This is a genomic window from Pedobacter cryophilus, from assembly GCF_005116455.1.
Classification (GTDB): Bacteria; Bacteroidota; Bacteroidia; order Sphingobacteriales; family Sphingobacteriaceae; genus Pseudopedobacter; species Pseudopedobacter cryophilum.
This window is the reverse complement of the sequence record NZ_SWBP01000006.1, coordinates 23,350-35,889: the sequence shown is the minus strand read 5'-3', so window position 1 is coordinate 35,889 and position 12,540 is coordinate 23,350. Positions and strand designations below refer to the sequence as shown.

The 12,540-nt window shown below is 35.5% G+C and carries 11 protein-coding genes; 4 read left to right on the top strand and 7 right to left on the bottom strand.

The window, feature by feature from the left end; all coding sequences use genetic code 11:
• Positions 1 to 77 precede the first annotated feature (77 nt).
• Positions 78 to 284, top strand: a complete 207-nt coding sequence (vapB, locus tag FA046_RS14680; RefSeq protein WP_169303383.1) for a type II toxin-antitoxin system VapB family antitoxin — start codon at positions 78 to 80, stop codon at positions 282 to 284.
• On the top strand, positions 284 to 673 hold the full coding sequence (locus FA046_RS14675; RefSeq protein ID WP_136827293.1) for a type II toxin-antitoxin system VapC family toxin: 390 nt from the start codon (positions 284 to 286) through the stop codon (positions 671 to 673). Before vapB ends, FA046_RS14675 begins: the two co-directional genes overlap by 1 nt.
• A 3-nt stretch (positions 674 to 676) precedes the next feature.
• Here the strand turns inward: FA046_RS14675 and FA046_RS14670 are convergent, their stop codons facing one another.
• Entirely contained in the window at positions 677 to 1,159 is a 483-nt protein-coding gene (locus FA046_RS14670) for an NADH-quinone oxidoreductase subunit B (RefSeq protein WP_136827292.1), read from the bottom strand.
• On the bottom strand, positions 1,156 to 1,737 hold the full coding sequence (locus tag FA046_RS14665; RefSeq protein WP_136827291.1) for an NADH-quinone oxidoreductase subunit A: 582 nt from the start codon (positions 1,735 to 1,737) through the stop codon (positions 1,156 to 1,158). The genes FA046_RS14670 and FA046_RS14665 overlap by 4 nt, the downstream gene beginning before the upstream one ends.
• Before the next feature lie 75 nt (positions 1,738 to 1,812).
• On the opposite strand from FA046_RS14665, the gene FA046_RS14660 reads away from it, so the two are divergent.
• The gene (locus FA046_RS14660; RefSeq protein WP_136827290.1) at positions 1,813 to 3,003 is read left to right on the top strand and encodes a BaiN/RdsA family NAD(P)/FAD-dependent oxidoreductase; all 1,191 of its coding nucleotides are present in this window, start codon (positions 1,813 to 1,815) and stop codon (positions 3,001 to 3,003) included.
• Between the two features lie 187 nt (positions 3,004 to 3,190).
• Here FA046_RS14660 and FA046_RS14655 read toward each other — a convergent pair whose 3' ends face one another.
• From FA046_RS14655 to FA046_RS14645, 3 genes are read right to left on the bottom strand one after another with little or no spacing between them, the layout of a single operon-like run.
• Positions 3,191 to 3,439 (bottom strand): DUF6952 family protein, encoded by a 249-nt coding sequence (locus tag FA046_RS14655; RefSeq protein WP_136827289.1) that lies wholly within the window; start codon positions 3,437 to 3,439, stop codon positions 3,191 to 3,193.
• Positions 3,420 to 3,734: a thioredoxin family protein gene (locus tag FA046_RS14650; protein ID WP_136827288.1), complete on the bottom strand. Its 315-nt coding sequence runs from the start codon at positions 3,732 to 3,734 to the stop codon at positions 3,420 to 3,422. The genes FA046_RS14655 and FA046_RS14650 overlap by 20 nt, the downstream gene beginning before the upstream one ends.
• Before the next feature lie 42 nt (positions 3,735 to 3,776).
• The gene (locus FA046_RS14645) at positions 3,777 to 4,409 is read right to left on the bottom strand and encodes a peroxiredoxin (protein WP_136827287.1); all 633 of its coding nucleotides are present in this window, start codon (positions 4,407 to 4,409) and stop codon (positions 3,777 to 3,779) included.
• A 627-nt stretch (positions 4,410 to 5,036) separates the two neighbouring features.
• Between FA046_RS14645 and katG the strand changes: the two genes are divergently transcribed.
• Positions 5,037 to 7,295 carry a catalase/peroxidase HPI gene (gene katG / locus FA046_RS14640; RefSeq protein ID WP_136827286.1) on the top strand — a complete coding sequence of 753 codons (2,259 nt, stop codon included), beginning with the start codon at positions 5,037 to 5,039 and terminating at the stop codon, positions 7,293 to 7,295.
• A gap of 173 nt (positions 7,296 to 7,468) precedes the next feature.
• Here the strand turns inward: katG and FA046_RS14635 are convergent, their stop codons facing one another.
• On the bottom strand, positions 7,469 to 8,938 hold the full coding sequence (locus FA046_RS14635) for a family 43 glycosylhydrolase (RefSeq protein WP_225870936.1): 1,470 nt from the start codon (positions 8,936 to 8,938) through the stop codon (positions 7,469 to 7,471).
• 284 nt (positions 8,939 to 9,222) lie between these two features.
• A complete protein-coding gene (locus tag FA046_RS14630; protein ID WP_136827285.1) occupies positions 9,223 to 12,471 on the bottom strand; it encodes an amidohydrolase family protein in 3,249 nt (1,082 codons plus the stop codon).
• Positions 12,472 to 12,540 lie beyond the last annotated feature (69 nt).

Here is a 12,540-nt window from a genome sequence, read left to right as displayed (position 1 = left end):
TCAAATATCATGATTTATTATTTAAACCCAATTTTTTAGGTTATATGATTTACCTATATTTGTTAAAACAGATTTTTATGACTGATATACAGCTATATGAAAAATTATCTTCTTTGCCATCTAACCTCAAGGCTGAAGTAGCTGATTTTATTGATTTCCTGAAATTAAAGTCAGAAAAAGCGAATATGATCTCTAAAAAACGAATTGCAGGTCAAGCAAAAGGTTTAATAAAAATTAAAGATAATTTTGATGCACCTATTGCTGGTTTTGAAGACTATAGCTAATGGATGTTTTAATTGATACTCATGCCGTAATATGGTTTATTACAAACGATTCTAAACTACCTAAAAAAGCTAAAATTATCATAGAGGACATTAATAATAACTGTTATGTAAGTATTGCTTCTTTTTGGGAAATAGCTATTAAGAATTCGTTAAATAGATTAGAACTGAATGAATCTTTAGAAAAAGTTTTTGAAATCATTGAAAGTAGTGGCTTGTCTATTTTGCCGATCACAACAAGTCATATTCTTCAATTATCTCGTTTAGAATTTCATCATCAAGACCCTTTTGATAGAATTATAATTGCTCAAGGGATTAACTTTAATTTGGCTATTTTATCTAAAGATCAGCACTTTAGCAAATACAATATAAACTTAATTTGGGATAAATAACTCCTAAATATGAGCCAAACTTTCTTTCTCTATCAACTTCTGCAACTCTAAAATGCCTCCAATTAATGCTTCCGGACGGGGAGGGCAGCCTTGCACATAAATATCTACAGGGATAATTCTATCAACACCTTTTACCACATGGTAACCATGTTCCCAATAGGGGCCGCCACAGTTAGCACATGATCCCATAGAAATCACATATTTTGGCTCGGGCATTTGTTCATATAATCTTTTAATTCTATCCGCCATTTTAAAAGTTACCGTTCCGGCAATAATAATCACATCAGCCTGACGAGGCGAAGGACGAGGAAAAACCCCAAAACGGTCTAAATCAAAATTAGAAGCCATAGAACCCATCATCTCAATAGCGCAACAGGCCAAACCAAAACTTAAAGGCCATAAAGAGGATAAACGAGCCCAATTCATCAAATCATCTAATTTGGTAACTACTACTCCGGTGCTTTCTAATTGTTGTTCTAAACTCATGCTTTTTTAAATCGTGGCGTAAATTTGGGTTTTGCTACAGTAACCTCAGTTATTATTTCTACGGTTGCAATGGCTTCGGCCTTAGCCTTATGTTGAAAAGGAATGTATTTTTCTTGATTAATAGCTTGATAAGCGTTTACCGGAATAGCAGTATTAACCTGTGGTATAAACGCAGTAGGTTTAATCCAGTCTAAATCTTTTTTTCTCCAAACGTAAACCAAGCCCAATAAAAGAATACCTATAAAGATGAGCATTTCTGTAAAAGCCAACCAGCCCCAGCGTACATCTGTTGCAATTAATGCTTTATCACTAAATACAGTTGCCCAGGGGAAAACAAAAATCATTTCTACATCAAACAACAAAAATATGAGCGCTATAACGTAAAAACGACTATTAAACTGAATCCATGAATTGCCTGTGGCTTCTTCACCACATTCATAAGAACTGTTTTTTTCTGGATTGGGATGATGGGGAGCAATAAATTTATTTAATCCAAAAGTAAGGCCAACAAATATAATTCCTGTAATCAGGAAGATTAAAACTTTGCCAAATTCCGTGATGCTAGAAACTTCTGCCATGCAACAAAGTTAATTATTGAACGCATATTTAGCGCAAATATCACAGATATGATTTTAAAATGCCATTTTTGAACCATGAATTTTGATGCAATTATAGTTGGAGGCGGGGCTTGTGGATTAATGTGTGCAGTACAAGCTGGTTTTTTAGGCAAACGGACTTTAATTTTAGAAAAAAATGATCAGGTAGGGGCTAAAATTTTGATTTCGGGCGGTGGGCGATGTAATTACACCAATTTATATACTACAGCACAAAATTTTATTTCAGAGAATGAGCATTTTAGTAAATCGGCACTTTCACAATGGACGGTAGATGATTCCATCAGTTTTTTTGAAACTTATGGTATTACGGGGCAAGAAAAAACACTGGGGCAGCTATTTCCAACTTCTAATAAAGCAAAAGACATTGTTCATATTTTTACTGATTTATGCGAACAGCTTGATCAAAAAATAGAACTGAATTGCGAAGTAAAATTAATTACCCAAACCAATGAAGGCTTTGAAATTTCTTATGAACAAAAGGGGCGAATCCTCAAATTAAATGCTGAAAAAGTAGTGATGGCTAGTGGAGGTTTGCCTATTGCTAAAATGGGAGCTTCAGATTTTTCTTTAAAAACAGCCAAGCAATTTGGACTTAAATTAACGCCAACCGCACCGGCTTTGGTGCCCTTAACAATTACAGGTAAAGAGGAGGCGTTTTTTGCTGGCTTGTCTGGAAATTCTATCCACGCCATAGTTAGTAACAATGAAATAAGTTTTGAAGAGAATATTTTATTTACGCACTGGGGCTTAAGCGGACCAGCCATTTTACAAATATCTTCTTATTGGAAACCCGGGCAACAAATTGAAATAGATTTACTGCCACATCAAAATATCATTAATTTGATAGAGCTGGAGCGGGCAAGCAACGGAAAAAAGGTTTTAGGCAACTTTTTAACTTCTTTTTATACTAAGAAATTTGTAGAAGCCATTGTTAAATTTATCCCGACTGATAAAAATTTGGCTTCTTTAACCAAAGAAGATTTTATAGCCATAGATACTTTTATCCATCATTTTAAAGTGAAGCCTGCCGGCGATAAAGGTTATGATAAAGCCGAAGTGATGCGAGGTGGGGTGGCTACTGATGAACTCTCTTCTAAAACTTTAGAATCTAAGAAAATACCTGGTTTGTATTTTGGTGGCGAGTGTGTAGATGTAACCGGCTGGTTAGGCGGTTATAATTTTCAATGGGCTTGGGCTTGTGGCTATGTAATAGGGCAAAATATTTAGTATTTACGTTGAGTTTCTTGATTGAGTTTTACTCTTTTTTATGAGCGTTAACGATGGGAGTGGCATCCTTTTTGGCTTTTTCCAAAAAGATACAACGAACAGCGTGTTAAAACGCCCAAACAATTATTATTAAACAAAAAATGCCCAAATAAATTCGAGCATTTTCTTAAAAACTAAAAAACTGTTTTTATTTGTCTATAGAGCTTAAAACCTTTTTCATAAATGCATTTAAAGCATCTTTTTCGGTCATTCCTTCTCCAACCAATTGGTGAACTTCTAAGGCACCGCATAAATTAGAAATCAATTCGCCAATTACATCTAGTTCGACTTCTTTGATAGATGAAACCTCAGAAATATTTTCTAACACAGTAATGGTATTATTAATTTCTTCTACAGAGCTAGTGCTGTGTATTTGTCTAATTACTGGTAACTTCATTAAATAAGTTTTTTAATAAATCCTCTTTGTTAGTTTGAATTTGGTTTACTAAAGCACCATTCTTAAAGCTTGCAAAAGTGGGTAAGTTATTCACATTAGCCAATTTTCTTGAATTAGGAAATTTCTCTGCATCAACCAATACAAAAGTAATGCTTTCGTTTTCTGTCGACATTCTTTTAAATTTTGGCTTCATTAATCTACAGTTTCCACACCAACCTGCAGAGAATTGTACCATTACAGTACCGTTTTCTGCAACAACCGCTTCTAAATTATCTTCTTCTAATTCTATTAACATAATCTTACTTTATAAAAAAGGTGAGTTACCCCACCTCATAAATTAATTTGCCGAAAAATATTCTACCACTCCTTTAGAAGTTGCAACCATAGCAGTTTCACCTTCTTCCCAATTTGCAGGACAAACTTCACCGTATTTTTCTACGTGTAATTGCGCATCAATTAAACGTATATATTCATCAATGTTTCTTCCTAAAGGGAAATCATTAATAGATTCATGTCTTACAATACCTTCCTTATCAATTAAAAAAGTACCTCTGTAAGCAATTGGAGCTCCAGCAAAAGACCAAGTTCTAGTCTCATTATCAAAACTATACTCGCCACCTAAAACACCAAAATTCATAGAAATTACCTTAGAATTATCAGCAACAATAGGGAAAGTAACCCCTTGAATTCCAGCATTGTCTTTTGGAGTATTTAACCATGCTAAGTGAGTTTCTTCAGAATCTGTAGAACAACCAACCACCACAGTATCTCTTTTTGCAAACTCAGCAACTTTTTCTTGGAAAGCATGAATTTCTGTTGGACAAACAAAAGTGAAGTCTTTTGGATAAAAGAAAAAAATTACGTTTTTCTTTCCTACATACTGTTCTAAACTAAAATCATCAACTATTTCCTCACCATTTATAACTGCTCCTACGGTGAATTTTGGAGCTTTTTTACCTACTAATGCCATATCTTTTAATTTGCTTCAAAGGTAACCATCAAACCTTCATTTGTTTAATGAAAAGGCATAGATATTATAGATTATTCAATAGTAATTAGTTATATGTGTGATTTTAATAATTAATTAGTCTTTTAAATAGTAATTAATTAAAATCATGGAATTTAATGCATTTATTTTTCGATTTTCATAAATAATCAAACAATTTAGCGGTATAAAAAATCAAATTGGGAGTATAATTTTCTTAGTTTTTAACTAAAAAAGGGAATAATAATGAGGGCAATACCTAAAGGTCCGGGCTTTCTCTACAATTTTTTTGTCTCCCACTTCACAACCAGCCCAACAAAAAAGATTTCCGCACCAATCCCTATTGCAAAAGAGCTTACATTATATAAATAGATATAGCTTTTTTGGTTTTTTTAACCTTGTAGAATATTATAAATAGATAGTTTAGTAGCTTTAAAATTATGAGCTTCGTTCTACAAAATTTTAAAACCATTTCTAGATTTAGCTCTTCATTTATTAATAAATCCAGTTTTTCTCATAGCTTTTATCTATGAGAGCATTTAATATATAGATGTAAAATTGTCTAATAATCATTGTAAATTTGATTTCCTCACTGTAAAAAAAATTATAAACATGGAACATAAACATTCTTCAACAGATCCATCAACATTAGCAGACGTTAATACAAGTGATGCCAAATGCCCGTTTAATCACGGTGCTAGTGCTGGCACTCCAGCAAAGCAAAGCGCTGGCGCTGGTCCGGTAAATCGCGAATGGTGGCCAAATCAATTAAAATTAAACATCTTACGTCAACACTCTACTTTGTCTAACCCAATGGGCGAGACTTTTAACTATGCAGAAGAGTTTAAATCTTTAGATTTAAACGCGTTAAAGCAAGACATCATGAATTTGATGACAACATCTCAAGAATGGTGGCCAGCAGATTACGGTAATTATTGTGGGTTATTTATTCGTATGGCATGGCATAGTGCCGGTACTTATCGTATTGCAGACGGACGCGGTGGAGCAGGTGCTGGTACGCAGCGTTTTGCGCCATTAAACAGTTGGCCAGATAATGCCAATTTAGATAAAGCTCGTTTGTTATTGTGGCCAATCAAACAAAAATATGGTAGAAAAATTTCTTGGGCAGATTTAATGGTATTAACCGGAAACGTAGCTTTAGAATCGGCAGGTTTTGAAACTTTTGGTTTTGCCGGCGGACGTGAAGATGTGTGGGAACCAAATGAAGATATTTATTGGGGATCAGAACGTGAGTGGTTAGGTGATGAACGTTATGATGATAAACGCGAATTAGAAAATCCTCTAGCAGCGGTTCAAATGGGTTTAATTTATGTAAATCCAGAAGGCCCTAACGGAAACCCTGATGCCTTGTTGGCTGCTAAAGATATTCGTGAAACATTTGCTCGTATGGCTATGAATGACGAAGAAACCGTTGCTTTAATTGCAGGCGGACATACCTTAGGTAAAACACATGGTGCTGCAGATCCAAGTAAATATGTTGGTCCAGAGCCAGCAGGAGCAAACATTGAAAATCAAAGCCAAGGTTGGAAAAACTCCTTTGGTAACGGAAACGCTGGCGATACCATTACTAGCGGTTTAGAAGGTGCATGGACAACCACACCAACTAAATGGAGCAATAATTATTTCGAAAACCTATTTGGATATGAGTGGGAATTAACAAAAAGCCCAGCCGGAGCACATCAATACAAGCCAGTAGGAGACGCTGGAGCAGGCTTAGTTCCAGATGCGCATGATGCATCAAAAACTCACCAACCATTTATGTTGGTTACAGATATGTCTTTAAGAGTTGATCCTATTTATGAGAAAATCTCCAGACGTTTCTTTGAAAATCCAGCAGAATTTAATGATGCATTTGCAAGAGCTTGGTTTAAGCTAACGCATCGTGATATGGGGCCAAAAGCTCGTTATTTAGGTACAGAAGTACCTGCTGAAGAATTAATTTGGCAAGATCCAGTTCCGGCAGTTAATCATGAATTGGTAAATGAACAAGATGTAGAATTGCTTAAAGCAACAATACTTGCTTCAGGCTTAACAATTCCTCAATTGGTATCTACCGCTTGGGCTTCAGCATCAACTTTCCGTGGATCTGATAAGCGTGGTGGCGCAAATGGAGCTCGTATCCGTTTAGCACCTCAAAATGATTGGAAAGTAAATAATCCAACTCAATTAGGTAAAGTTTTAGATGTTTTAACTGATATTCAAACTCAATTCAACAATTCAAACGGAGGCAAAAAAGTTTCTATAGCAGATCTAATTGTTTTAGGCGGATGTGCAGCTATTGAAAAAGCAGCTAAAAATGCTGGTCATGAGGTGAAAGTTCCTTTTACAGCTGGTAGAACCGATGCTTCACAAGAACAAACAGATATTCATTCTTTTGCAGTAATAGAGCCACAGGCTGATGGTTTCCGTAATTACGTGAAAACTAAATTTACCATTTCGGCTGAAGAAATGTTGTTAGATAAAGCGCAATTATTAACCTTAACAGCGCCAGAAATGACCGCTTTAGTTGGTGGTATGCGTGTATTAAATACCAATTTTGATCAATCTCAAAATGGAGTATTTACCCGTCGTTTGGAAGCTTTAACTAATGATTTCTTTGTGAATTTATTAGATTTAGGCACTACTTGGAAAGCTGTTTCAGAATCTGATGATGCTTTTATTGGTACAGACCGTAAAACTGGAGCAATTAAATGGGTTGGAACTCGTGTTGATTTAATTTTTGGATCTAATACGGAGTTAAGAGCTATTGCAGAAGTTTACGGATGTGTAGATGGCGAAGCTAAATTTGTAAAAGACTTTATTGCAGCATGGAACAAAGTGATGAACCTTGATCGTTTTGATTTAGCTTAATAAAGATAAATTAATATTAAATGAAAGGTGGTTTAGCAATAAGCCACCTTTTTTTGTTACGAAATAGTTTGGCTTATTGAGATGCCCTGTTCTATTTATTTAAGTATTTCATTTACCGATTTTAATTTACACAGGGTAGTTTGAGAGAGAGCCTGCTTTTGTAGTTTTTAGCATTAATTATTGACTATAATTTTATCAAGAGAGATGAAATTGCCGCTACTTCCAAATAATGTCCCTTTTTTATTTGACCAATTACCATGTTCTCCCATTACAGAAACCGTTAATTTATAATTGCCCTTAGTTAAAATGGGGCTCAAAAATTTTAATGAAGATTCTGAATATTTACAATACATGTCAATTATTGAAGAATGTATAATTTCCCCTTTCTTATTCTGTATAATTATTTTCGCATATCCTCCGTCGGGACCTGAATTTCCAAACATCCCGACTTGTTTACCTTTAAAATTTATAGAAAATGATGATTCTTTTGCATCAGAACGGCTAATTGATGATGAATGATTAGGTGAGTGTGTCCAATTTCCTTGGTAATTAATCAATTTTGTATTCAAATCATCTATTTTTTTTCCTTTAATATCAGTTGTTTTCCATTCTCCGGTAGAGATGTTCAGTTGCCAACTTTCTTTAAAATCAGGAAGCGAAATAGAGTTTCCATTGATAGTAAGAGGTTGCCAAACATAAGTTGCCGAAGAGTTTTGACGAGGAAAAGACCATCTATCTCCCATAAATAAAAAAGTAGTGTCTTTTGATCCCTCTATGGGTAAAACATAAGTGGTTTGCGAATTCCAGGTGAGGGTTTCTTTAGGGGCAAAAAGGCCACGTTCTGTCCAAGGGCCTTTAAGTGAGGTTGCTGTAAAATAATAATTATCATTTCGCTCCCAAGAAGTTAAGCCAGAGCCTAGCCAAAAATAAATTCCATCCTTTTTAAAAATAGCCGGAGATTCACACTGACTGGTCATGTTACTAACCAATTGTTGGGTAACACTTTTATAATCATCACTCAATTGATAAAGATTTCCTGAGTGGGTAATTAAATAACCTTTTTCATCAGTATCCTGATACATACCCATATCCCATTTTTTTATCGGTTTACCATCAAAAAGCAATGCGCCTTTAAAAGTATAAGTTCCATTAATGGTGTTTGATGTAGCATAACCAATAAATTGGTCTTTATAGGAAAGATCATCTACATGCATAAACATTACATATTCGCCAGTTTTGGGACATTTTAACACCTTCACTCGCTCTCCAACTCGGTTAGGGCCTAATTTACCCGTTTCTTGAACAGGTAAAACCATTTTTTCAAACTTCCAGTTATATAAATCAGATGATGAATAGCAGCTAAAACCGGCAAATGCATTGCTAGAATCTGTTTTGCTTTCGCCAAAAAGGTAAAACTTACCATTATCTTTAACAATAGAAGCACCATGTGCGCTTACGGTATTTCCATCTTGTGTATACCAAGGAATCCCCGAATAAATGGCATCAAAACCTTTTGGAGAGTGCTTTTGAGCTAAACTATTCAGTTGAAGTAATAAGAAAAATCCAAATATAAATAGGGCAAATTTTGGCTTGTTTGTTAAAATTACCATGTTAATTTTGTTGATATGGTGGAGGTTTTTCATATCAACAATAATATGAATAAAATTTAATGGAAGGGTTTACTGTTGTGTTGAATTGATTTTCAGCATGTTAATTTTACAGGCAGCAAAAAGCGAGTTTGATTTTTTTACAGTTGAATCCGTTACATCACTTACACTAAAGTTTAAGGACAGAATGAGCTTACAACAAGGTAAATTTTTTATTTATGATTGAACTTTAGAAGCTTGCCAGGCTGAGCGGAGTCGAAGCCTTCTTCGGTTTAAAAGAAAATATTTCGACTTCGCTCAATATGACAAAATTTGAGTTTTTAATCACATTCGGGCACTGTAAAAGTATAGGTTTCTATTTCGCCACTTGGGATAATATAGTTTTCGCTTTTGCTGAGTTGCCACCAAAATTTGTTTTTTGGTTTCTCGTTATTACCAATTTCGTTCATGGTTTCGGTATCAAATAAGCGTCCGTTAACCATGGTATATTTAATTTTTTCGCTGTTGCGGATATCATCTAAAGGGTTGGCATCTAGAATAATTAAATCAGCCAGTTTACCTTTTACTAAAGAGCCAATTTCTTTATCCATACCTAAATAAGCGGCTCCATTAATGGTGGCACTTTTTAGAGCGTCAAAAGGTTTCATTCCACCTTGCGCCAACATCCACAATTCCCAATGAGCGCCTAAACCTTGTAACTGGCCATGTGCGCCTAAGTTAATTTTAGTACCGCCTTTTGCCAATTCATTGATGGCTCTAGAAACGTCTATATGTCCGTAATCGCCATATTCTGAAGTGGTTCTTCGGCGAGAGCGTTCATCTACAATGGCTTTTGGAACGTAGCTTAACAAGCGTTCGTTTTCCCAAACATTGGTTCTATCGTACCAATAATTTTCGCCAGATTGTGATCCATAACTTACAATTAAAGTAGGAGTGTAGCCTGTTTTGCTGGCATTCCAAAAGGTATTCACGTCTTTATAAACAGGTAAAACCGGAATGTTATGTTCCAAACCAGTATGTCCATCGGCAATCATGCTCATATTAGTGAAAAAAGTAGAGCCACCTTCGGGTACTACTTCCATATTTAATTCACGAGCTGCCTGAATAAATTGTTGCCTTTGCTCTCGGCGAGGTTGGTTATAAGATTTGATAGAGAAAGCACCAACGGCTTTCATACGACGAACGTGAGAACGGGCATCTTCTAAATTATTCACAACGGCTTTAAAATCGCCATCGGCACCGTATAAAATAGTCCCGGTAGAATATACTCTCGGGCCAACCAAACGACCAGTTTTTAACATTTCTGACTGGCTAAAAACCATTTCTGTGTTGCTAGATGGATCATGCGAGGTAGTTACCCCGAAAGCTAAATTGGCATAATAAGACCAGTCTTGTTGTGGAGAAACGCCATCCGGGCTGGTGCGTAAATGCGCATGTACATCTACTATGCCGGGCATAATGGTTTTTCCAGCAAGGTCGTAAATTTTTGCATCAGATGGGATGGCTACATCAGCTTCGTTCCCTACGGTTTCAATTTTATTTTGGTTAATGATAATGGTTCCTTTTTCAATAACTTCTGTGCCATCCATGGTAATAATTCTGGCTCCTCTTAAAGCAATTTTTCCTTGCGGTTTGTAGCTAGGCAATTTTAATCCAATTTGAATACCTGTAGAATCTATGGCTGGTAATTTTTCTGGCGTATCTTCTACAAAAGTGAAAGCGTTTTTAACCGCACTACTAAAATATTGCGGACCTAATGTCCAATGTAAAGTTTTAGCATCAGCGCTCCAATGCAAGTAAGAACCTGCATCTCTGGTTAGTTTTTTAAGGGGTAAAGCTTTGTTACCTGATGAAAGGTCTAAAGTAGTTCCGGTGGTTACTAATGGCGTTAAATAAACATTGTAAAGTTCATTAAAAGCCATCCATTTCCCATCCGGACTTGGGATAAAAGCATTAGCATAAGTGGAGGTATAATGTGTTCTCAGGTTTCCGCCGTTTAAATCACAACTTTTAAAAGCTTTTTTATCACCTTCAGATCCTTGAAAGTAAATACGTTCTCCTGTACTATTAAATGATGGTTTAATGCCTTGTTTACTAATGAGTTTAGCTTCTCCGTTTGATAAATTAAGGGTATAAATTCCTGCGTTTTTACCGTAAACATAACCTAAAACATCATTTCCAACTCCTTTTCTATACACTATCATATCACCTTTGATGTTGAATTTTGGAGAATAATAAAAGCCTCTTTCGGTGGTAATAGCGCTTAGTTTTTTGCCTTTAAACTCATATTTAACAATAGCGCCTCTTTGCTCATCACTCCATGTAGTAAAAATGATGAATTTACCATCATTACTAAAGCTGGGTTCAAACTCCCAATCCGTTCCGTTGGTTAATCTTTCTGGTTTTCCGTTAGGTAAATCTTTGCTGTAAAGGTATCCAGCAGCATTAAAAATAACTTTTTTGCCATCAGGTGAAGTCACCAACTGCCTAATCATTTTTACATCAACTTCATCTGTGAAAACCTTTTGATCAAAATGTAAAGCGTCTGAAATGGTTTGTTTTACATCTACATTGAAGGGAATTTCTTCTGAAGCTTCGGTAATGATATCTACTTTTCTGATTTTTCCTTTGGCGTAAAACACGATGGTTCTGCTATCAGGCATCCAATTAAAATTGGGATAAACGCCAAAAATTGCCCAGGCTTCTTGTTGGTCTTTAGACAAATCATTATAAACCGGATATTCTTCTCCGGTAGCTAAATTTTGTACATAAAGTACTGATTTTAGTCGATCTCTTTTTACAAAAGCTAACATGCTGCCATCTGGCGAAACCTGCGGACGAACGGCACCGCCAGATCCACCTGCTATTTTTTCAAACTCGGCGGTTTCTAAGTTTAGTTTCTTGATGGCGTAAATTTCACTATTAGGGTCTTTATTATATTGAAAATTTGGACCAGGACTTACATCTTCACTAAAATAAACAAACTTACCATCGGGAGAAACCCAAGGTTCGCCTAAATCTTGTTGGTCGTTCTTTTTCTTGGTTAATTGTATTCCTTCTAAGCCACCAGCAATATGGTACATCCATAATTCGCCAGCTCCTAATGATCTGGAAGCTGTAAAATGTTTTCTGGCTATCAAATATTTGCTATCGGGTGTCCAAACGGCATTGTTTAATAATCTAAAAGTTTCTTTGGTAATGGCGTGTTGGTTAGATCCGTCAACATTCATTACCCAAATATTATCGCCACCTGCTTTATCAGAAGTGTAAGAAATAGATTTTCCATCAGGAGAAAAACGAGGTTGAACTTCCCAAGCCATTCCACCAGACAGTAAAGTTGCTTTGCCGCCGTTAATAGGCATTTTAAAAATGTCGCCTAAAAGATCAAATACAATAAATTTACCATCTTTACTTACATCTAAATTCATGTAAGTCCCTTCATCGGTATTAAAATTAATGCTTTTTGATGGTCCGGTTGGCTTTTCTACATTCCATTTTGGTACTTCCTGAGCGATGATTAATGAGCCAGAGCATATTATAAAAAGGGTGCTTAAGAGAAATCTATTCATTATTGTGTGTTTTAATCAGTTTGCAATTTATGAAAAAATCAAAATGATTAACCACAGAGTACACAAAGA